Annotated in this window: 20 protein-coding genes, 1 tRNA gene and 1 riboswitch; of the genes, 11 read left to right on the top strand and 10 right to left on the bottom strand. The window is 69.1% G+C overall.

The features are described from left to right. Positions 1–753, top strand: coding sequence for an isochorismatase family protein (locus tag H1Q64_RS29770; RefSeq protein ID WP_237907958.1), 753 nt, complete (start codon positions 1–3; stop codon positions 751–753). A gap of 129 nt (positions 754–882) precedes the next feature. Beyond that, the gene (locus H1Q64_RS29775) at positions 883–2067 is read left to right on the top strand and encodes a pentapeptide repeat-containing protein (RefSeq protein WP_014199906.1); all 1185 of its coding nucleotides are present in this window, start codon (positions 883–885) and stop codon (positions 2065–2067) included. A 7-nt stretch (positions 2068–2074) separates the two neighbouring features. Here H1Q64_RS29775 and H1Q64_RS29780 read toward each other — a convergent pair whose 3' ends face one another. Next, the gene (locus H1Q64_RS29780; RefSeq protein ID WP_237907959.1) at positions 2075–3067 is read right to left on the bottom strand and encodes a BMP family lipoprotein; all 993 of its coding nucleotides are present in this window, start codon (positions 3065–3067) and stop codon (positions 2075–2077) included. Beyond that, positions 3064–3810: a hypothetical protein gene (locus H1Q64_RS29785; RefSeq protein ID WP_237907960.1), complete on the bottom strand. Its 747-nt coding sequence runs from the start codon at positions 3808–3810 to the stop codon at positions 3064–3066. Before H1Q64_RS29785 ends, H1Q64_RS29780 begins: the two co-directional genes overlap by 4 nt. A 168-nt stretch (positions 3811–3978) precedes the next feature. On the opposite strand from H1Q64_RS29785, the gene H1Q64_RS29790 reads away from it, so the two are divergent. Together H1Q64_RS29790 and H1Q64_RS29795 are read left to right on the top strand one after the other, a co-directional pair. Next, on the top strand, positions 3979–4806 hold the full coding sequence (locus tag H1Q64_RS29790; protein ID WP_237907961.1) for an SDR family oxidoreductase: 828 nt from the start codon (positions 3979–3981) through the stop codon (positions 4804–4806). 348 nt (positions 4807–5154) lie between these two features. Beyond that, the gene (locus H1Q64_RS29795; protein WP_109072703.1) at positions 5155–5412 is read left to right on the top strand and encodes a hypothetical protein; all 258 of its coding nucleotides are present in this window, start codon (positions 5155–5157) and stop codon (positions 5410–5412) included. A gap of 85 nt (positions 5413–5497) precedes the next feature. Here H1Q64_RS29795 and argE read toward each other — a convergent pair whose 3' ends face one another. From argE to H1Q64_RS29825, 6 genes are all read right to left on the bottom strand, one after another. After that, positions 5498–6694, bottom strand: a complete 1197-nt coding sequence (gene argE, locus H1Q64_RS29800; protein WP_237907962.1) for an acetylornithine deacetylase — start codon at positions 6692–6694, stop codon at positions 5498–5500. Further along, the gene (locus H1Q64_RS29805) at positions 6691–7698 is read right to left on the bottom strand and encodes an ABC transporter ATP-binding protein (protein WP_237907963.1); all 1008 of its coding nucleotides are present in this window, start codon (positions 7696–7698) and stop codon (positions 6691–6693) included. Before H1Q64_RS29805 ends, argE begins: the two co-directional genes overlap by 4 nt. After that, positions 7695–8684, bottom strand: coding sequence for an ABC transporter ATP-binding protein (locus H1Q64_RS29810; protein WP_237907964.1), 990 nt, complete (start codon positions 8682–8684; stop codon positions 7695–7697). Before H1Q64_RS29810 ends, H1Q64_RS29805 begins: the two co-directional genes overlap by 4 nt. A 13-nt stretch (positions 8685–8697) precedes the next feature. Then, positions 8698–9600: an ABC transporter permease gene (locus H1Q64_RS29815; RefSeq protein WP_237907965.1), complete on the bottom strand. Its 903-nt coding sequence runs from the start codon at positions 9598–9600 to the stop codon at positions 8698–8700. Continuing rightward, complete coding sequence (locus H1Q64_RS29820; protein ID WP_237907966.1) at positions 9597–10574, bottom strand: ABC transporter permease; 978 nt, start codon at positions 10572–10574, stop codon at positions 9597–9599. The genes H1Q64_RS29815 and H1Q64_RS29820 overlap by 4 nt, the downstream gene beginning before the upstream one ends. Positions 10575–10734: 160 nt before the next feature. Further along, the gene (locus H1Q64_RS29825) at positions 10735–12333 is read right to left on the bottom strand and encodes an ABC transporter substrate-binding protein (RefSeq protein WP_237907967.1); all 1599 of its coding nucleotides are present in this window, start codon (positions 12331–12333) and stop codon (positions 10735–10737) included. A 346-nt stretch (positions 12334–12679) separates the two neighbouring features. On the opposite strand from H1Q64_RS29825, the gene H1Q64_RS29830 reads away from it, so the two are divergent. Next, positions 12680–14119, top strand: coding sequence for an aldehyde dehydrogenase family protein (locus H1Q64_RS29830; protein WP_237907968.1), 1440 nt, complete (start codon positions 12680–12682; stop codon positions 14117–14119). Positions 14120–14265: 146 nt separating this feature from the next. After that, complete coding sequence (locus H1Q64_RS29835; RefSeq protein ID WP_237907969.1) at positions 14266–14712, top strand: hypothetical protein; 447 nt, start codon at positions 14266–14268, stop codon at positions 14710–14712. Between the two features lie 3 nt (positions 14713–14715). Here the strand turns inward: H1Q64_RS29835 and lipB are convergent, their stop codons facing one another. Continuing rightward, positions 14716–15444: a lipoyl(octanoyl) transferase LipB gene (gene lipB / locus H1Q64_RS29840; protein ID WP_237907970.1), complete on the bottom strand. Its 729-nt coding sequence runs from the start codon at positions 15442–15444 to the stop codon at positions 14716–14718. Between the two features lie 125 nt (positions 15445–15569). Between lipB and H1Q64_RS29845 the strand changes: the two genes are divergently transcribed. Beyond that, positions 15570–15656: transfer RNA gene (locus tag H1Q64_RS29845), tRNA-Leu, on the top strand. Positions 15657–15790: 134 nt separating this feature from the next. On the opposite strand, the gene H1Q64_RS29850 is transcribed toward H1Q64_RS29845, so the two are convergent. After that, complete coding sequence (locus H1Q64_RS29850; RefSeq protein ID WP_237907971.1) at positions 15791–16093, bottom strand: STAS domain-containing protein; 303 nt, start codon at positions 16091–16093, stop codon at positions 15791–15793. 296 nt (positions 16094–16389) lie between these two features. Between H1Q64_RS29850 and mgtE the strand changes: the two genes are divergently transcribed. From mgtE to H1Q64_RS29870, 4 genes are all read left to right on the top strand, one after another. Beyond that, positions 16390–17829: a magnesium transporter gene (gene mgtE / locus H1Q64_RS29855; protein ID WP_237907972.1), complete on the top strand. Its 1440-nt coding sequence runs from the start codon at positions 16390–16392 to the stop codon at positions 17827–17829. A gap of 46 nt (positions 17830–17875) precedes the next feature. After that, a riboswitch (TPP riboswitch) is annotated at positions 17876–17979 on the top strand. Continuing rightward, positions 17971–19140 carry a glycine oxidase ThiO gene (gene thiO / locus H1Q64_RS29860; RefSeq protein ID WP_237907973.1) on the top strand — a complete coding sequence of 390 codons (1170 nt, stop codon included), beginning with the start codon at positions 17971–17973 and terminating at the stop codon, positions 19138–19140. (Overlaps the previous riboswitch by 9 nt.) Then, complete coding sequence (gene thiS, locus H1Q64_RS29865) at positions 19137–19346, top strand: sulfur carrier protein ThiS (protein WP_014199889.1); 210 nt, start codon at positions 19137–19139, stop codon at positions 19344–19346. Before thiO ends, thiS begins: the two co-directional genes overlap by 4 nt. A 60-nt stretch (positions 19347–19406) precedes the next feature. After that, positions 19407–20177, top strand: coding sequence for a thiazole synthase (locus H1Q64_RS29870; RefSeq protein WP_237907974.1), 771 nt, complete (start codon positions 19407–19409; stop codon positions 20175–20177). Positions 20178–20203 lie beyond the last annotated feature (26 nt).

The following is a 20203-nucleotide window of genomic DNA, read 5'->3' on the forward strand; positions in this document are numbered from 1 at the left end:
ATGCTGGACCTGATGACTCGCAGCGACGAGGCGCTGGAGACCATCCGCCGCACCTTTCCGGTGGCGCTCGGCGACTACGCGATGCCGGCCGGAGGCACCGGTCTGGTGATCATCGACGAGGTGAAGGGGTTTGCCGCCGTCGGTTGCGGTCCGCTCGCCCCGGCGGCGCCGAACGCCCATGTCGACCGCATGATCGCCGAGACGGACCGTCTGGCCCGCCGCTTCGCCGGGGCCGGCTGGCCGATCTGCGTCTCGCTGGACCGCCATGCCCCGGACAAGCCGGAGCCGCCCTATCCCCCGCACTGCCTGATCGGCACCGGCCATGACGAGCTGGTGTCCGAACTGGCCTGGCTCGAGTCGGAGCCCTCGGCGACCCTCATCGCCAAGGACTGCATCAATTTCTTCATCGGCGCGACCGAACTGGGCGCGGATGGCAAGGCCGGGCGCAACCGGCTGGTGGACTGGGTCAACGGCAACCGGCTGGTGTCGGTCGTCACGGTGGGCATCTGCACCGACGTGTGCGTGATGGATTTCGTCCTGACCCTGCTGTCCGCGCGCAACCACGGCATGATGCCGACGCTGAAGGACGTTGTGGTCTACGAGCCGGGCTGCGCCACCTACGACCTGCCGGCGGAGACGGCGCGGGACCTCGGCCTGCCCGAGACGGCGGCGCACCCGCAGGAGCCGGCGCATCACATGGGGCTCTACATGATGGCGTCGCGCGGCGCGCTGCTGGCCGACACGCTGCGCTGAGGCCAGACAAATCAGGGCTTTCGCTTTTTCCAGGCGGCTCTGGTAACATCCCAGCGTGGCAAGGGTCCCAATCGTTCAACCGGTGTGCGATGCCGGCGGAAACGGCTGGACGTCGCGGAGGCGTCGCACGTGGAAGAGCGATATCTGAGGGCGATCCGCAACGCGCTGGTCAAGCATCAGCAATGGCTGACGCGCGACCCCAGCATGAAGGGGCGCTGCGCCGACCTCAGCTTCCACAACCTGTCGGGCCTGGGGCTACGCCGCATCAATCTCAGCGGCGCCAAGCTCAGCGGGGCGAACCTGAACAGCGCCCGGCTGTCGGGGGCCGTTCTGTCGCGCACCGACCTGTTCGGCGCCGACCTATCCAAAGCCGACCTCACCGGTGCGTCGCTGGAGGGTGCCGACCTGCGCGGCGCGCGGGTGGAGGGCGCCTTGATGGAGGAGGCCAACCTGCGCGGCGCCGACCTGCGCAAGGGTATGATGCTGGGGGCGGACGAACGCAAGCCGGCGGGCAACGCCGACGGCAGCACCACCTTCATCGGCTCCAAGATGGCCCGCGCCATCCTGTCCGACGCGCGTCTGGCGCAGTGCGACTTTTCCGGCTGCGATCTCTGCGGCGCGACCTTTTCCGGAAGCGACATGACCGGAACCATCCTGATCGGCGCCAATCTGATCGGCGCGGTGATGGAGCGGGTGGAAATGCAGGGCGCCCTGCTGTGCGGCGCCCGGCTGGACGACGAACTGCGCCAGACGCTGGAGCGGCGCGGCATCGATGTGGACGGTACCGGGCTGGTCAGCCTCGCCGGGCGGATGGCCGACAGCATTTCCGCGCACCAGCTCTGGGTCGAGCGCAACGCCGCCGCCGGCCTGCGGCTGGAGATGCAGCGCGTCGACCTGCGCGGCTACAACTTTGCCAACCAACTCCTGGCCGGCAGCGTGATGCGCTTCTGCGGGCTGCGCGGGGCGGATTTCTCCGGGGCGAAGCTGGTCATGGCGGACCTGTCCTACTGCGACCTGCGCGAGGCGGACTTCACCAGCGCCGACCTGTCCGGCTGCAACCTGCGCGGGGCCAATCTGGCGGGGGCCAAGCTGTGGCGGGCGCGGCTGCGCCCGGTGGACCTTGCCGGGGACGGCAGCCGCCTGTGGCCGACCAACCTTGCCGAGGCCAGCCTGACCGGGGCCGATCTGCGCGACACCAGCCTCGCCCGCGCGATCCTGCACGGCACCGACCTGACGCGCGTCCGCGCCACGGCGGAAACGCTGCGCGGCGCCGACCTGAGCTTCGCCGTCGGGGTCGAGCCGCAATACGCCTGAGTGGGCGCTACACGGCGTCCGCCACCCGGATGCGGCCCTGGATGATGGCCTCGCGCGCTTCCTCCAGCCGGTCCTTCATGGCGGGGGTGACCAGCGCGCGGTTGTTGTCGTCCAGCGCGTAATCGACTCCGCGCTCGGCCAGCCCCAGGGCGCGCGGGCCGGGGGTCCAGGCGCCGCTGCGGCCCTCCCCGAAGGCGCGCTCCACCGCCAGATCCACCCGCTTCAGCATCGAGGTCAGGATGGTGCCGGGGTAGAGGTGGTTCTGGTTGCTGTCCACCCCGATGGCGAGGCGCCCGTCGTCCTTGGCCGCCGCGAAGATGCCGAAGTTGGACACGCCGGCTCCGGCGAACACCACGTCGGCGCCGCGCTGGAACTGGGCCTTCGCCACCTCCGCCCCGGTGGTCGGATCGTTGAAGGCGGCGGGGGTGGTGCCGACGAAATTGACCAGCAGGCCGATGTCCGGCCGGGCGTGGCGGGCGCCCTGCTGGAAGCCGGCGATGAATTTGCGGATCAGCGGGATGTCCAGCGCCCCGATGAAGCCGATGGTCCCGGTCCGCGAGGCCATGGCCGCCAGCATGCCGACGAGAAAGGACCCCTCCTGCTCCTTGAAGGTCACGGACTGGACGTTCGGCGCCTCCACCACCGCATCGACCAGGGTGAAGCGGACGGCGGGGTGCCTCGGCGCGAGGCTGGCCAGCGGGGCGGCGTAGTAGAAGCCGATCAGCGCGAGGTCGGTCACGCCGCGGCGCAGCAGGGCGGCCACCGCCTGACCGAACTGCGCCGTGCTGGCCGGCAGATAGTCGCGGTAGGCGACCCCGGTGGCCTCCTTGAACCGCTCCGCCCCGGTGAAGGCGCCCTCGTTGAAGCTCTTGTCGAACTTCTGCCCGACCGCGTACAGCAGCCCGGGCGTGAACTCCTGCGACCGCGCCGGAGCGGCGAGCGTGGCGAGGCCGGCGGCGCCCAGCGCCAGGACGGAACGGCGGGAGGGATGGCTCGTCATTGGGCGGGCTCGGCGGTCAGGGATTCGGATACCAGCGCCGCGTGCCGCGCCCGCAGCGGGGCGAGGGCAGGGCTGTCGGGCTGGGGCGGCTGGAGGACGAGCCGCGCGTCGGCGCGCCCGGTCGCGGTCAGGACCGCACCGGGGAAGGCGTCGGCGGCACGGCGCAAAAACTCCGCGAAGGCCTCGTCGGGGAGGCCGCTGTAGGGCGTCCCGTCGTCGCCGCGCAGATTCAGGAACAGCAGCGTGTCGCCGAAGGCGGTGTAGCCGCCGCCCAGCCCCTCATGCTCCGTCGCGGCGGCGAGGAAGAAGCGCTGGGCGCGCTCCGGCGTCAGGCTGCCGGCGGGAAAGCGGACCAGGGCGTAGCCGGTGGCGCCGTCCGCGCTGTCGAAGTCCGCCACCAGGACGCTCTCCTGCGAGAAGCTCCAGGCGATTGCCCCGGCCAGCCGGTCGGCGGGTGCGTCCTCCAGCCGCAGGGTCATGTGGAGCGACGGGTTGGTCTGGAGCCGGAAACCGCCCATCCGCAGGTCGGCGGCCGTGCCCACTCCATCCAGGCCGGCGGCGTTGAGGATGGCGGGCAGCAGTTCGGTCCGGGCGCGCTCGGTCAGGCGCTGCCGCGCCTCGTAGGACACATTGGGCGGGGCGCCCATGGGCACGGCCTCGAAGAACAGGTGCTGCGCCACCGCCTGCGCGAAGGCGGGCGCGGAACCGAGGATCAGCGCGAGGGCGAGGATGTGACGGCGCACCGGCCGGAACTCCCGAACGAGAGGGCGAGCATAGTCTAGACGGGATGGATGCATTGACGCATAGGTCAATTGCATGACGCTTGCGTCTGGACGGCGCCCCGGGAATGTGTGGTAGCATCGCCGACAACCGGCCGGCAGCGGCGGAAGAACCATGGGGAGGGAAGCGACATGACGGACACGCGCACGCTGAAGGGCAAGACCCTGTTCATCACCGGCGCCAGCCGCGGCATCGGCAAGGCGATCGCGCTGCGCGCCGCCCGCGACGGCGCCAATGTCGTCATCGCCGCCAAGACGTCGGAGCCGCACCCCAAGCTGCCCGGCACCATCTTCTCCGCCGCGGAGGAGGTCGAGGCCGCCGGTGGGAAGGCTTTGCCGATCCTCTGCGACATCCGCGACGACGCCCAGGTGGCCGAGGCGGTGGCCCGCACGGTGGAGGCGTTCGGCGGCATCGACATCCTGGTCAACAACGCCAGCGCGATCAGCCTGACCGGCACGCTGGACACGCCGCTGAAGCGTTGGGACCTGATGATGGGGGTCAACGGGCGGGGGACCTTCGCCTGCTCCCAGGCCTGCCTGCCGCATCTGCTGAAGGCGGAGAACCCGCACATCCTCACCCTGTCGCCGCCGCTGAACCTCAATCCGCGCTGGTTCCAGCACCACACCGCCTACACCATCGCCAAGTATGCGATGAGCCTGTGCACGCTGGGCATGAGCGCCGAGTTCCGCGGCAAGGTCGGGGTGAATTCCCTGTGGCCGCGCACGATCATCGGCACGGCGGCCATCGCCATGCTGAAGGGCGCCGCCGAGTTCGACAATTGCCGCAAGCCGGAGATCCTGGCCGACGCCGCCCACGCCATCCTGACCCGCGACGCCAGGACCTGCACCGGCCACTTCTTCATCGACGACGAAGTGCTGGCGGAGGAAGGCGTGACCGACCTGGAGCCCTACGCGGTCAGGCCGGGCGCCCCGCTGGCGCCGGACATCTTCCTGGATTGAGGGCGCTCTGAAGGAACCGCGAAGCGCAGGGGGGCGGCCGTGCCGGGCCTACCCTTTTGCGCCCGTCTTTCGCGCCTGTGAGCGCGCTTTGTGCAGGGCAGCGTTCCCACGATATCACAAGCATCGGCCACGGGTTTCGGTTACACTACGGTTTGTTTGCTCCCCAAATCGAAAGGGACCCTTTTCGCCGATCGGCTGATCCCCGGATTCAATCCGCCAACCGGCAAGTGTCCGCACGTCCCTTTCCAGTCTTGTTTGCATACACCGTCCGGTTGGGGCGGAGCGGATGCTCGAACAGCGTCAAACACTGAGCTTGTCCCAGAACAATCGGTTCATTCCGGAGCTCTTATGACCATCGAGCTGCACACCTTTACCGTTACCCTGAATCACTCGGAAGCAACGGCGTACAAGAGTCTGGCCGAGCATCGGGCCTGGGTCCGCACCGCGGTGTCCGACCTGTCGGAGGTGCTGCGCACCGCCGGCATGGGCGCGGAGGCCCGCCTGCGCGGGCACGACCGCTGCGGTCACCTCGTCGTCGAGGCGACCGACACGGGTGCGAACTTCCTGCGCACCCTGCCGGCCATCGTCAGCGTGGAGGTCCACTGACCGGCGAAGCGCAACGGTCTACGGACAGTTTTAAAAGGGGCCGGAGCGGCAACGCTCCGGCCCTTCTGCGTTCCAGGCCCTCTTGTTACAGGCCCTTCTGCGCGGCGTCCTTCAGCCGGTGCAGGAAGCGCTCGGCGCGGGCGAGTTCGCTCAGCTCCACATACTCGTCGGGCTTGTGGGCCTGCTCGATGTCGCCGGGGCCGCAGACCACGGCGGGAATGTTGGCGATGCTGGTGAACAGCGCCCCCTCCGTGCCGAAGGCCACCTTGCCGTGCCCGTTCTGCTCCGCGAGGTTCTTGACCAGCGTCACCTCCTCCGACTCCGGCGGGGTGTCGAGCGCCGGGCTGTCCGACAGGGTTTCCCAGGAGAAACCGGCGTCACGGCGGACGGCGCGCATCTCCGGTTCCAGGGTCTTCGCAAAGTCCCGCAGCTCCTTCAGCATCGGCGCCACGGGATGGTCGGCGAGATGCCGGATCTCGAACTCGAAGGAGGCGTCGGAGGGGACGATGTTGCGGGCCGTGCCGCCCTCCATCACCCCGGTGTGCACCGTGGTGAAAGGCACGTCGTAATCGTAATCGAACGGCCCCTGCTCGGCGAAGCGGCGGCCCATGCCGCGCAGGAAGGACACCAGCTCCGCCGCGTATTCCACGGCGTTCACCCCCTGCGGCGCGAGCGAGGAGTGGCAGGCGTGGCCGTGGACGCGGCAGCGCAGCGCCACCTTGCCCTTGTGACCGACGATCACCCGCATCCGCGTTGGCTCCCCGACGATGCACAGGCGCGGCTTCACCGCCATTCCGGCAAGCTGGGTCAGCAGGCCGGGCACGCCGAGGCAGCCCAGCTCCTCGTCGTAGGAGAAGGCGTAATGGACCGGAGTCGTGAGATTGGCGGCCAGGAAGTCCGGCGCCATGGCCAGCGCCGCCGCGATGAAGCCCTTCATGTCCGCGGTGCCGCGCCCGAACAGCTTGCCGTCGCGCTCCGTCAGGGTGAAGGGATCGCTCGACCAGTCCTGGTCGTCCACCGGCACCACGTCGGTGTGGCCGGACAGGCAGACGCCGCCGCGGTCCATCGGGCCGATGGTGGCGTAGAGGTTGGCCTTGGTCCGCTCCTCGTTGAACACCAGCGTGCTGGACACGCCCAGCGCCGACAGATGGTCGCGGATGTAGTGGATCAGGTCGAGGTTGGAGTTGCGGCTGGTCGTGTCGAAGGCGATCAGGTCGCGCAGCAGCTCCAGCGTGCGCGGGCTGCACGCGGAAGGGCCGGCGGGATCGGGTGCGGGCATCATGGACCTGTGGTTTCGTTCAGATGGCAGGCGGACCAGCGCCGGGGCGCGATCTCGCGCAGGGCCGGGCGTTCCGCCGAACAACGTGGCATCGCGTGCGGGCAGCGCGGGTGAAAGGCGCAGCCCGACGGCGGGTCGAGGGGCGATGGAATCTCTCCGCGGATCGGCGCGAACCGCCGCTTCTCCACGGACACGCGTGGCGCCTCGTCCAACAGCGCCTTGGCATAGGGATGATTGGGTTTGTCGAACAGCTCCGGTGTCGGGGCCAACTCCACGATCCGTCCAAGATACATGATCGCGGTGCGGTCGGAAATGTGTTCCACAACGCCCAGGTCGTGGCTGATGAAGAGATAGGTCAGCGACAGCTCTTCGCGCAGGCGCATGAACAGATTGATGATCTGCGCCTGGATCGACACGTCGAGCGCCGCGACGGACTCGTCGCAGACTAGCATGTCCGGCTTCACCGCCAGCGCGCGGGCGATGCCGATGCGCTGCCTCTGCCCGCCGGAGAACTGGTGCGGGTAGCGCCGCAGATAGGCGGGGTCCAGCCCGACCTGCCGCAGGGTCGCGGCCACATATTCCTCCGCCTCGCGCCGCGGGACCAGCCCGTGGACCACCGGCGCCTCCCCGACGATGTCGGCCACGCGCAGGCGCGGGTTGAGCGAGGCCATGGGGTCCTGGAAGACCATCTGGATCTTCAGGTTGGCGTGGTGGCGGTCGTCCGGGGGCAGCTCCCGCAGGTCGCGGCCGCGCCAGCGCAGGGTGCCGGCGCTGGGTGGCAGGATGCCGGCGACCATGCGGCCCAGCGTGCTCTTGCCGCAGCCGGATTCGCCGACCAGCCCGACCACCTCGCCCTCGGCGATGGACAGATCCACGCTGCTGACCGCCTGCACCGCCCGGTCATCGATGGCCGCCCCCAGCCGGCGGGCGAAGCGCTCCACCACGTCCAGCTTGCGCGCGAAGCGCTTGGTCAGCCCATTCAGCTCGATGATCGGAGAAGCGGTCATGCGGCGTCTCCCCGCGCTTCGGCCGCGACAGGGTTCCAGCAGCGCCAGGCGCGGTCCTCCCGCTCTCCCGCCAACTCCGGCATCACGGTGCAGGCTCCGCTGGACCGGTCGCAGCGCGGGCGGAAGGCGCAGCCCTCCGGCAGGTCGAGGACGGAGGGCGTCATGCCGGGGATGGAGCGCAGCGGCACGCCGCGCCGGTTGCGGCTGGGCACCGACTCCAGAAGGCCGCGGGTGTAGGGGTGGCGCGGGCTGCCGATGATCTCCGCCACCGTCCCGGTCTCCACCACCCGGCCCGCGTACATCACCGTCACCCGGTCGGCCAGCGCCGACACGACGGCGAGGTCGTGGGTCACCCAGATCAGCGCCGTTCCCGTCTCGCGGCAGAGCTTCTGCACCTCGAACAGGATCTGTGCCTGGATGGTGACGTCGAGCGCGGTGGTCGGCTCGTCGGCGATGATGAGGTCCGGGGAGTGCAGCAGCGCGATGGCGATGGCGACGCGCTGGCGCATCCCGCCCGAGAACTGGTGCGGGTAGGAGGCCAGCCGTTCGTCGGGCGAGGCGATGCCGACGCGGGCCAGCGCCCGGCGCGAGCGCTCCCACGCTTCGGCCCGACTGACCTTGTCATGAGCCCGCACGGCCTCGACCATCTGGGTGCCGATGCTCAGCACCGGATTCAGGGTCATCATCGGGTCCTGGAAGATCATGGCGATGCGCCGCCCGCGGATGGCGCGCAGCCGCTTCTCCCCGGCGCCCACCAGATCCTCGCCCTGGAACAGCACCCGCCCGCCGACCACCCGCCCCGGCGGATCGACGAGGCCGAGGATGGATTGTCCGGTCACCGACTTGCCGGAGCCGGACTCGCCGACCAGCCCGAGGATCTCGCCGCGGTCGAGGCGCAGGTCGACCCCGTCCACCGCCTTCACGGTGCCGGCGCGGGTGAGGAAATGGGTCTTCAGCCCGTCGACGCGCAGCAGGGGTTCGGTCATCGCGGGCCCCTTCTCAATGGTTGAGCCGCGGGTTGAGGACGTCGCGCAGCCGGTCCCCCACCAGATTGATCGCCACGATGGTGACCAGCAGGGCGAGGCCCGGGAACAGGCTGACCCAGTAATCGCCTGAGAGCATGTACTGGTAGCCCGACGCGATCAGCATCCCCAGCGACGGCTGGGTCACCGGCACGCCGACGCCGAGGAAGCTCAGCGTCGCCTCCAGCGCGATGGCGTGGGCGACCTGGACCGTCGCCACCACGATCAGCGGTGGCAGGCAGTTGGGCAGCAGGTGGCGCATCATGATCCGCCGGTGGGGCAATGCCAGGCATTGCGCGGCCTCGATGTATTCCTTGCGCCGTTCCACCAGGGCGGAGCCGCGGATGGTGCGCGCGTAATAGGCCCATTGCACGGCGGCCAGGGCGACGATCACCTTGTCGACCCCCTTGCCCAGCAGGGCCAGCAGGATCAGCGCGATCAGGATGGCCGGGAAGGAGAGCTGGATGTCGACCAGCCGCATCACCAGCCCGTCGACCCTATCCCCCGCGTAGGCGGCGAGCAGCCCGACCGCTACCCCGACGGCGAGCGCGATCAGCGTGGCGACCACCCCGACCAGCAGGCTGGTGCGCAGGCCGAAGACGATGGCCGACAGCATGTCGCGTCCCTGGTCGTCGGTGCCCAGCCAATAGGTCCAGCCGCCGCCGCCCAGCGATCCCGGCGCCATCATGCCGTCGAGGATGTCCAGCTGCGCGAGGTCGTAGGGGTCCTGCGGCACCACCCAGCGGGCGAGGAGGGCGGCGAGCACGATCAGCACCAGCACCGCCAGCCCGGCCAGCGCCGTGCGCGACCGCGCGAAGTCCCGCGCCAGCCGCAGGAACGGCGTCTCGACCGGCGGGGCCTTGGCCGCGACGCTGCTCATGCCTGTCCTCCGCCCAGCCGGATTCGCGGGTCGAGCAGCGAATAGACCAGATCGACGATCAGATTGATGACGACGAACAGCAGCACCGTGACCAGCAGGTAGGCGATCACCACGGGCCGGTCGAGCTGGAGGATGCTGTCGATCAGCAGCTTGCCCATGCCCGGCCAGGCGAAGACCGATTCCGTGACCACCGAGAAGGCGATGACGCTGCCCAGCTCCAGCCCGAGGACGGTGACCACCGGGATCATGATGTTCTTCAGGATGTGCACCCCGACCACCCGCGCGGGTGCCAGCCCCTTGGCGCGGGCGAACTTCACATAGTCCTGCAAGGCGACCTCCCGCGTGCCGGCGCGGGCCAGACGGATGACCAGCGACAGCTTGAACAGGGCCAGATTGACGGCCGGCAGGATCAGATGGGCCAGCCCATCGGCGGTCAGGAAACTCCATTGCACGCCGAACAGGCCGGCCGTCTCGCCGCGTCCGCCCGCCGGCAGCCAGCCCAGAGTCACCGCGAAGGCCATGATGAGCATCATGCCCACCCAGAAGGTGGGCAGCGAGAAGCCGAGGATCGAGCCGGTCATGATGACGCGCCCGGCCATGCTGTCGGGTTTCAGCCCGGCCCACAGCCCCAGCGGGATGCCCAGCACCACCGCCACCAGCATGGCGCAGAGCGCCAGCTCCAGCGTCGCCGGAAAGCGCTGCAGCACGAGGCCGAGCGCCGGCACCCCATGCACGAAGCTGGTGCCGAGGTCGCCGCCGAGCGCGCTGTCCACGAAGCGGATGAACTGCTCATGCATGGGCTTGTCGAGCCCCAGCCGGGCGATGGCGGCGGCGCGTTCGAATTCGTCGGCCTCGGGGCTGATGAGCACGTCGATGGGATTGCCGATGGCGAAGATGCCGGCGAAGACCAGCACCGACATCGCCACCACGACGACCGCGCTCTGCGCCAGCCGCCGGAGGATGAAGACAAGCATGGCGCTCCGCTAATATCTAACCCTCTCCCCTCCGGGGAGAGGGTGGCCCGGAGGGCCGGTGAGGGGGATGCGCGTTGCGGAGCGTTCGGCAGAAGCGCAACCCCCTCACCCTAACCCTCTCCCCAGAGGGGAGAGGGAAAGAGGGCGGCGCTCGCTCCACTCACTTCGCGGGGGTCACCTTCTGCGCCAGCGTGTACTGGTCGGCGCGCGGTTCGTAGCTCACCCCCTTCTTCATCGCCCAGACCGTCACCTCGTAATGCAGGGGGATGATGATGTCGGCGTCCACCGCCCGCTTCACCGCGGCCTGGAGCAGCTTTTCCCGCTTCGCGTCGTCCACGGTCGCCAGCGCCGTGTCCAGCATGCCGTCCAGCTCCGGATCGGAATAGCTGGTGTAATTGGTCGTGCCGTAGCCCTTCTCCTTGATCGGCGTGGCGATCAGCGCCTTCAGCGGCGACGACATCTCGCCCGAATCGGCGCCCCAGCCGGCCAGGAAGACACTGTATTCCTGTTTGTTGCGCTTGGAGAAGAAGACGTTGGCGGTGGTCGCGTCGACCTGGGTCTGAACGCCGATGCGGGTGAACATCTGGGCGACCGCCTGGGCCACCTTGTCGTCGTTGATGTAGCGGTCGTTCGGCGTGCCGAGGGTGAGCTGGAAGCCCTTCGGGTAGCCGGCCTCGGCGAGGAGCTGCTTGGCCTTGTTGGCGTCGGTGGCGACGGTGACCTCCGGGTTGTTGCCGTAGAAGCCAGCGGGGAGGTACTGGTTCGCCGGCTCCGCAACGCCCATCATGATGCGCTTCACGATGGCGTCGCGGTCCACCGCCAGCGACAGCGCCTTGCGCACCTTCGGGTCCTTCAGCGGATTCTTGCCGTCGGTCCCGGTGATGGTCGGCGGGGTGTCCTGGACACCCAGCGCCAGATAGATCACGCGGTTCGACTGGGCCTGGGCCAGGGAAACGTTGGGGGCGGACTTCAGCCGCTCGATGTCCTGAACCGGGGGCGATTCGATCATGTCCACGTCGCCTGCCAGCAGGGCGGCGACGCGCGGCCCGTCGCTGGTGATCGGACGGAAGACAACCGTGTCCCAGGCCGGTTGCGGCCCCCAATAGTCGGGGTTGCGCTCCAGCACCTGCCGGTCGCCCTTGGTGTAGGACTTGTGCTTGAACGGCCCGGTGCCGATCATCAGCGAGCCGTCGTTGAAAGCCTGCGTCGTCGGCCAGGAGTCGGCCTTGCAGCCCGCCTTGTCGAAGGTGACGGCCTCGCCGCCCGCCGCCTTGGCGGAGATGATGCCGAAGGTCGACAGTTCCACCGGCAGAAGCGGGTAGGGCTTGCCGGTCTTGATGATCAGGGTGTGCGGGTCCGGCGCCTCGATCCCCGCGATGCCCTTGGTGTAGACCGTGAAGGAGGAGGGGCTGTTGGCGACGTTCGGGATGCGGCAGACCGAGTAGACGAAGTCCTGCGCCGTGAACTCGGTGCCGTCGTGGAACTTCACGCCCTTGCGCAGCTTGAATTCCCAGGTCGTCTCGTCGATGGCGCGCCAGCTTTCCGCCAGCTCGGGTTGGAGCCGCATCTTGGCGTCCATGCTGACCAGCGATTCGAACACATGCTTGCGGGCGCGCGTGTTGGGGCCGAGGTTGTGGTAGTGTGGGTCCAGCGCGCTCGGCTCCGCCGAGGTGCCCACCGTCAGGGTTGCGGCCTGCGACGGCGTCGGGGCCGCGGCCAGTAGGGCCAGGGCGGCGACCGCCGGCAGGACTTGTTTCAAGGTTCCGGAACGCAGCACACCCGCAAGGCGCCGATCACGCCCATGCCGATCACGTAAGGCCATCCCTCGTCCCCCTGATTGTACGTTTGATTTGTACCCGTGAAGCAGGCTCCCAGCCCTTTGGACCACGGTTGTTGCGGCCCGATTCTTGTCGTTCGGTTCGCCGCAAGCGGGGCGGCGGCACGTAGGTGTTCAACGATCAGAGCTTGAAACCATTGATCTGTCAACAGGGTCCGGTCTTCTGACCTATCCGGTTTTTCCCGATGGAATGCTTTGGCAAACGGCGCCGGACGGGGCAGGATCGTTTCACCCGAAAATGCCAACGAAGAGAGCAAGGGGATTAGAGATGAAGACCTGCCAATCCTTCTACATCGGCGGCGCCTGGACCAAACCCGCGGCGGGCGCCACCGTGATGGAGGTGTTGAACCCGGCGACGGAGCAGGTGTCGGGCACCGTGGCGCTCGGCGGGCCGGAGGACGCGCAGCGCGCGGTGGTGGCGGCCCATGCCGCCTTCGACGGCTTTTCCCGCACCCCCCTGAACGAGCGGCTGGACCTGCTGGCCGCCGTCTGCGCGCTCTTCGAGAAGCGCATGGACGAGGTGGCCGACGCCATCACCGAGGAGATGGGCGCGCCGCTGGCGGCGCTGTCCAAGCCGGCGCAGGCCTTCATGGGGCTGGCCCATTTCAAGACGGCCCTGGATGCCGCCCGCGAGTACCCGTTCGAGCGGACGCGCGGCACCACCCGCATCCTGCGCGAGCCGGTCGGTGTCTGCGCCATGATCACGCCGTGGAACTGGCCGATCAACCAGATCGCTTGCAAGGTCGCCCCGGCGCTCGCCACCGGCTGCACGATGGTGCTGAAGCCCAGCGAGTTCGCTCCCTATTCGGCCTGGATCTTCACCGAGATCCTGCACGAGGCCGGGGTTCCGGCGGGCGTCTTCAACATGTTCTACGGCGACGGCGCGGTGGTTGGTCCGGTCCTGGCCTCGCACCCGCTGGTCGACATGGTGTCGCTGACCGGCTCCACCCGCGCCGGGGCATCGGTCTCCCACAACGCCGCCGACAGCATCAAGCGCGTGTCGCTGGAGCTGGGCGGCAAGTCCGCGAACATCATCTGCGAGAGCGCCGACCTGACCAAGGCGGTGACCCACGGCGTGCGGTCGATGATGTCCAACACCGGGCAGAGCTGCAACGCGCCGTCGCGCATGTATGTCCCGGCCTCCCGCCTGGACGAGGCGGAAAAGATCGCCGCCCAGGTCTGCGCCCGTCTGGTGGTCGGCGACCCGCGCGGCGACCGCACCGGTGTCGGCCCGATCGCCAACCAGCGCCAGTACGAGCGGGTGCAGCGGCTGATCCAGGCCGGCATCGAAGAGGGGGCGTCCCTGCTGTGCGGCGGTCCGGGCCGTCCGGAGGGGCTGGAGCGTGGCTTCTTCGCCAAACCCACCGTCTTCAGCCGCGCCACCGACGGCATGACCATCATGCGCGAGGAGATCTTCGGCCCGGTCCTCACCATCCGCCCCTACGAGGATATCGAGGAGGCGATCCGCAGTGCCAACGACTCGCTCTACGGTCTGTCCGGCTACGTCTACGCCGGCACGGTGGACGAGGCGCGGGCGGTGGCGAAGCGGCTTCGCACCGGCATGGTGCACCTGAACGGCGCCTCCATCGACCTTGCCGCTCCCTTCGGCGGCTACAAGCAGTCCGGCATCGGGCGCGAGTGGGGCGAGGTCGGTTTCGAGGAGTTCCTGGAGACCAAGTCCGTCTACGGCAGCGACCCGGCGGCGTAGGGAGCCGCCTGGTGCTCGATGCTCCCTCTTCCGATCTCCGGGAGAGGGTTTCGGGAGGGGGCAAACAGGTTGGGATGAGCGGCAAAAGGCCAAAATCAGTGCCACGGCGCCTGTGCGGTGCAGCCCGAAGCCTATTGATTCTCGGCGTGCTGGGCGCCGGGGCGGCCTGGGCCAAGGGGCCGCTCGACCGGACGGAGCCGGGACACATGCCGCCGGTGCCGCCCGGCGGCTATGACCTGCCGCTCTCGCCGCCGGTGGTCCAGTTCCCGCTGCCGCCGCAATGGGTGATGATCCGCTCCTCCCAGGACTGGCGGCACGCCGGGACCTTCGAGAAGGAGCTGAGCAAGGCCTGCGCCGCCCGCCAGTTCCGGGAGCAGATGCCCCTGCGCTACCGCGCCATCTTCAAGGGCGAGGTTCTGGGCGTCGCCTTCGGCCACGGCCTGAACCTGCACGACCCGAAGAAGCAGGCGAACCGCCGGCTGATCTATCTCTTCCGCAACGGCGACAGCACCGGCTGCACCATCGTGTCGATCACCAACGAGGATGTGCGCGTCCTGAACGACGCGCAGCCCGCCGCAGCGACGAAGCGGTAGGGCTCATTCCCCTTCCGGCCCGCCGCCGAAGACCTCCGCGAAGCTGGCGATCATGGCGGCGTCCACATCCTCCATGGTGACGAGGTGGCCGAGCGCCACGATGGAGGTCACCCCGTGCTCGCTGATGCCGCAGGGGACGATGCCGGCGAAGTGCGACAGGTCCGGCTCGACGTTCAGGGCGACGCCGTGGAAACTGACCCAGCGGCGCACGCGCACGCCGATCGCGGCGATCTTGTCCTCCTGGCCGGGCGCGCCGCCGTAGGGCTGCTTGTCCACCCAGATGCCAACGCGGCCCTCCCGCCGTTCGCCGCGGATGTTGAAGGCGGCCAGCGTGCGGATCAGCCATTCCTCAAGGTCGTGGACGAAGGCGCGGATGTCGGCCCCGCGCGTCTTCAGGTCCAGCATGACATAGGCCACGCGCTGTCCCGGCCCGTGATAGGTGAACTGCCCGCCGCGCCCGGCCTGATAGACGGGGAAGCGGCCCGGCTCCAGCAGGTCCTCCTCCCGCGCGCTGGTGCCGGCGGTGTAGAGGGGGGGATGTTCGAGCAGCCAGACCAGCTCCGGCGCGGTGCCGGCGCGGATGGCCTCCACGCGCGCTTCCATCTCGGCCAGCGCGTCGGGGTAGGGGACGGGCGTGTCGCTGATGCGCCACTCCACCGCCCGCGCCGGGAGGGCATCGGCGGCGGGAGCGGCATCGGCGGCGGGCGGAACGGGGGCGATGAGATCGGTCATGCCGATGTTATGAACTTTCTTTGGCAAAAACGCGAGACACCGCTTGATCGGGCGATGGGGATCTGCTATTCCCCCGCTCCACCCGATGAGGGGAGCAGTTCCCTCCTCGGTTCTACCAGCCTTGTGCGGTCGTGGCGGAATTGGTAGACGCGCAGCGTTGAGGTCGCTGTGGCAGAGATGCCGTGGAAGTTCGAGTCTTCTCGACCGCACCATCCCCCGGAAACGGGGGGTTCAGGCAAACAAACGAAAAGCCCGCCGGTCCATCGGACCACAGCGGGCTTTTTCGTTTTCAGACTTCCATTTTCAGACCGCCGCGATCGGGACTGTCCTCTCGGCGCCCTTGTCCTCAGCGGAACTCCACATACTGGTCGAGCGCCACGCGGCGCATGGTCTGAACAATGTAGGGTTGTGCATTGTGCACCGTCACCATCCCTTTCGCATCGCGGCAGCGGTTGGCCAGGACGAACAGCATGCCGATCGCCGCGGAGTCCAGGAAAGTCATGTAACGCAGGTCCAGCCGCACCTCGGGCCGCGCGCCGATGTCCCAGTCCGCCAGCAGATCGTGGAATTTGCGGCTGTCATCGTAGGTGAAACGCCCCGACAGCATGATCCCTTCCTGACCGTCGATGTCGGTGTAGGCGTACTCCATCGTCACATCCGTTGGCCGGTGGTGTCTGTTTTTCGCTGCCTGCGCGGGGCGAAAAGCCCCGTTGGCATTATGGGTGCACGAATTGCGCAGCCCACGCAAGCATTGCGCGAGAGGCCGGAGGCCCGGGAATGGCCCGCCGCGCTGGACAAAGCGGTGTCACACCTATATTCGGTGGGCGCCCCGGCGGGAACCCGCAAGGGCTCCCCACCAACCCGCAAACGCCGGTGCGCCATGGTCGGCCGATCGCAGGACCATGCCGTCACGCCGCATTGCCATCGTACAGGGAGGGTGCCGCCATGCACACCGACCGCCAGGAACCGGAACGTATCCAGGACGATGTGCCGCACCCGGCCGAACGCCCCGACCCGCCCCGCGAGGACGGCGAGGAGGAGCGCGCCTATGGTGTTGAGCCGGAGTTCGTGGAGGAGATTGTCGAGCGGCTGCACGCCGGACGGCGCGACGATCTGCGCGCGGAGGTGGACAAGCTTCACCCCGCCGACATCGCCGACCTGATCGAGCAACTCGGCCACGACGACCGGGAGGCGCTGATCGGCGTCCTGCGCCCCGACTTCGACGGCGAGGTGCTGAGCTACCTCAACCCCGATCTCCGCGAGGAGATCGTCGAGCTGTTCGAGCCGAAGGAACTGGCCGCCGCCGTCGCGGAGCTGGACACCGACGACGCTGTCGACGTCATCGAGGACCTGGACGAGGACACCCGGCGCGAGGTTCTGGAGAATCTGCCGGCCGCCGACCGGGCGCTGGTCCAGGAGAACCTGACCTACGACGAGTACACCGCCGGCCGCCTGATGCAGCGCGATCTGGTGGCGGTGCCGCAGTTCTGGACGGTGGGCAAGACCATCGATTACGTCCGCGCCGCCACCGACGAGCTGCCGGAGGACTTCTACGACATCTTCGTCGTCGATCCGATGCACCGGGTGGTCGGTGCGGTGCCCCTGTCGCGCCTGCTGCGCCAGAAGCGGTCGGTCCGCATCGCCGATCTGGTGACGGAGGAGGTGGACACCATCCCCGCCACCATGGACCAGGAGGAGGTGGCGAACCTGTTCCGCCAGTACGCCCTGGTCTCCGCCCCCGTGGTGGACGCCGGCGGGCGGCTGATCGGCGTCATCACCGTCGATGACGTGGTCCACATCATCGACGAGGAGGCCGAGGACGACATCGGCAAGCTGGGCGGCGTCGGCGACACCTCCATCTACCGCTCGGTTCTGGAAACCTCGCGCTCGCGCATTTCCTGGCTGGGCGTGAATCTGTTTACCGCCTTCGCGGCGGCGGGCGTCATCTCGCTGTTCGAGGCGACCATCGAACAGATCGTGGCGCTGGCCGTGCTGATGCCGATCACCGCCTCGATGGGCGGCAACGCCGGAACCCAGACCCTGACCGTGGCGGTGCGCGCCCTGGCGACGCGCGAGCTGTCGTCCTCCAACGCCCCCCGCGTGGTGGGTAAGGAGGTGCTCGTTGGGCTGCTCAACGGCGCCGTCTTCGCCACGCTGGTCGGGGCCATCGCCGCGACGTGGTTCGAGCCGATGATCGGCCTGGTGATCGGCTGCGCCATGGTCATCAACCTGTTCGTCGCCGGGCTGTGCGGGGTCCTGATTCCCATCGGGCTGGACCGGCTGGGAGTCGATCCGGCGGTGGCGAGTTCGGTCTTCCTGACCACCATGACCGACGTCATCGGGTTTTTGTCCTTCCTGGGGCTGGCGTCGCTTTTGTTGTTGTGACCAACGAAAAGGGGCTTGCCAAAGGGGGCCCTCTTCCGGATGATCCGGGCATTGGCTGGGGTGCCGTGCGGGATGAGCCCGCGCGGCTGAGATCACACCCATCGAACCTGTCTGGATAATGCCAGCGAAGGGAGCCGCCGCATGGTATCCGCGCCCTTATTTCATTCCGATTCCGCAAAACCCACCGTCGCCGTGATCGGCGCCGGGGTGATCGGCCTGTCCATCGCCTGGAGGCTGGCCGCCGCCGGCTGCCGGGTCGAAGTCTTCGACCGTGGCGCCGCCGGCCGGGGCGCCAGCCACGCCGCGGGCGGCATGCTCGCCGCCTGTGTGGAGACCGAACCCGGCGAAGAGAGCCTTCTGCCGCTGACCCGCGCCTCCCAGGACCTGTGGCCCGCCTTCGCGGCGGAGCTGGAGGCCTCCTCCGGCATCGCGGTGGACCTGCGCGACGAAGGCACGATGGTCATCGCGCTGAACGCCGACGACGCGGCCAAGGTGCGCTTCCTGCACGATTTCCAGACCAGGCTCGGCCTGCCGGTGGAATGGCTGAACGGGGCGGAGGTGCGGCGGCGCGAGCCCTATCTCCAGCCGGGTGTGGCCGGCGCCCTGTTCTGCGCCGGCGACCATCAGGTGGACAACCGCAAGGTTGCCGCCGCCCTGCACACCGCCGCTTTGCGGGCCGGTGCCGCGATCCATGAATATGCCGAGGTCAGCCGCATCGAGGTCCGCGGCGGCCGCGCCGTCGGCGTCCAGGTCGGCGACCGTCTGGTCGAGGCGGACCGGGTGATTCTGGCCGCCGGGGCGTGGTCGGGCTGGATCGACGGGCTGTCCCCGGCGGTGCGTCCGCCCGTGCGTCCGGTGAAGGGGCAGATGCTCTGCCTGCGCATGGACGCCCGCCTGCCGCTGCTGCGCCATGTGGTGTGGACTCCCGGCACCTACCTGATCCCGCGGCTGGACGGGCGGCTGCTCGTCGGCGCCACCACGGAGGAGCGCGGGTTCGACGACCGGCTGACCGCCGGGGGCCAGTTCGCCCTGCTGGAAGGGGCGTGGCGCGCCCTGCCGGGCATCGCCGAGTTGCCCATCGAGGAGGCGTGGGCCGGTTTCCGTCCGGGGACCCGCGACGACGCCCCGATCCTCGGCCTCTCGGAGGTGGAGGGGCTGGTCTACGCCACCGGGCACCACCGCAACGGCATCCTGCTGACCCCGGTCACCGCGGATTCGGTGGCACGGCTGGTCCTGACCGGGGAGGCCGATCCGGTGATCCGTCCCTTCGCGCTCGACCGTTTTGCCCAGCCGAAGGGAGCCGCGGCATGAGTGCCCGCATCCGCGTGAACGGACGGGAGGAGGATCTCGCCGCCCCCACCGTCGCCGCCCTGCTGGCCGGGCGGGGAATCGCCGCGGGCACGCGCGGCGTCGCCGTCGCCCTGAACGGAGCCGTCCTGCCGTCCCGCCGCTGGGACGAGACGCCCCTGTCCGCGGGCGACGCCCTGGAAATCATCCGTCCCGTGCAGGGCGGTTGAGCGCAGGGCGCTGAGCCTCCCACCCGCCCGAAGGCGGGTCCGACATCCAAGGAAACATTCATGAACGACACGCTCACCATAGCGGGCCGTGAGTTCCGCTCGCGCCTGTTTCTCGGCACTGCCGGCTACCCGAACCAGCAGGTCATGCTCGACGCCCTGGAGGCCAGCAGCAGCGAGCTGGTCACCCTCGCCATCCGGCGCATCAGCCTGGACGGCTATTCGGAAAGCCTCGTCGACGTCATCGGCGATCGCGCCGGGCTGCTGCCCAACACAGCCGGCTGTTTGACCGCCAAGGAGGCGGTGCTGACCGCGCAGCTCGCCCGCGAAGCGCTGGGCGTGGACTGGATCAAGCTGGAGGTCATCGGCGACCGCGAACTGCTTTACCCGGACGTCGAGGAGCTGCTGCGCGCGACCGAGGAGCTGGTGGCCGACGGCTTCACCGTTCTGCCCTACTGCAACGACGATCCGGTGACCTGCCGCAAGCTCGCCGACCTGGGTGCTGCGGCGGTGATGCCGCTGGGCGCCTTCATCGGCTCGGGGCTGGGCATCCGCAACCCGCACGCCATCGAGACGATCTGCGCGCGCAGCCCGGTGCCGGTGGTGCTGGACGCCGGGATCGGCACGGCGTCGGACGCCGCCCTGGCGATGGAGCTGGGCTGCGCCGCCGTCCTGCTGAACACTGCGGTGTCGAAGGCGCGCGATCCGGTGCGCATGGCGGCGGCGATGCGCGATGCGGTGGCGGCGGGGCGGGCGGCCCGTCTGGCCGGGCGCATGCCGAAACGCGCCTTCGCGGAAGCGTCGAGCCCGCAGCTCGGCTTGATCGGAACGTAAGGCTGGCGCAGGGTAGGGGCCGCCCG

The sequence above is a fragment of the Azospirillum brasilense genome, from assembly GCF_022023855.1.
Taxonomy (GTDB): domain Bacteria; phylum Pseudomonadota; class Alphaproteobacteria; order Azospirillales; family Azospirillaceae; genus Azospirillum; species Azospirillum brasilense_F.

Bases quoted from the DNA above. Each gene is read 5' to 3' on its own strand.
- H1Q64_RS29780 (WP_237907959.1), bottom strand. From the start codon at position 3,067: ATGACGAGCCATCCCTCCCGCCGTTCCGTCCTGGCGCTGGGCGCCGCC.
- H1Q64_RS29795 (WP_109072703.1), top strand. From the start codon at position 5,155: ATGACCATCGAGCTGCACACCTTTACCGTTACCCTGAATCACTCGGAA.
- H1Q64_RS29810 (WP_237907964.1), bottom strand. From the start codon at position 8,684: ATGACCGAACCCCTGCTGCGCGTCGACGGGCTGAAGACCCATTTCCTC.
- H1Q64_RS29870 (WP_237907974.1), top strand. From the start codon at position 19,407: ATGAACGACACGCTCACCATAGCGGGCCGTGAGTTCCGCTCGCGCCTG.
- thiO (WP_237907973.1), top strand. From the start codon at position 17,971: ATGGTATCCGCGCCCTTATTTCATTCCGATTCCGCAAAACCCACCGTC.
- H1Q64_RS29815 (WP_237907965.1), bottom strand. From the start codon at position 9,600: ATGAGCAGCGTCGCGGCCAAGGCCCCGCCGGTCGAGACGCCGTTCCTG.
- H1Q64_RS29850 (WP_237907971.1), bottom strand. From the start codon at position 16,093: ATGGAGTACGCCTACACCGACATCGACGGTCAGGAAGGGATCATGCTG.
- thiS (WP_014199889.1), top strand. From the start codon at position 19,137: ATGAGTGCCCGCATCCGCGTGAACGGACGGGAGGAGGATCTCGCCGCC.
- H1Q64_RS29805 (WP_237907963.1), bottom strand. From the start codon at position 7,698: ATGACCGCTTCTCCGATCATCGAGCTGAATGGGCTGACCAAGCGCTTC.
- lipB (WP_237907970.1), bottom strand. From the start codon at position 15,444: ATGACCGATCTCATCGCCCCCGTTCCGCCCGCCGCCGATGCCGCTCCC.
- H1Q64_RS29830 (WP_237907968.1), top strand. From the start codon at position 12,680: ATGAAGACCTGCCAATCCTTCTACATCGGCGGCGCCTGGACCAAACCC.
- H1Q64_RS29770 (WP_237907958.1), top strand. From the start codon at position 1: ATGCTGGACCTGATGACTCGCAGCGACGAGGCGCTGGAGACCATCCGC.
- H1Q64_RS29820 (WP_237907966.1), bottom strand. From the start codon at position 10,574: ATGCTTGTCTTCATCCTCCGGCGGCTGGCGCAGAGCGCGGTCGTCGTG.
- mgtE (WP_237907972.1), top strand. From the start codon at position 16,390: ATGCACACCGACCGCCAGGAACCGGAACGTATCCAGGACGATGTGCCG.
- H1Q64_RS29790 (WP_237907961.1), top strand. From the start codon at position 3,979: ATGACGGACACGCGCACGCTGAAGGGCAAGACCCTGTTCATCACCGGC.
- argE (WP_237907962.1), bottom strand. From the start codon at position 6,694: ATGATGCCCGCACCCGATCCCGCCGGCCCTTCCGCGTGCAGCCCGCGC.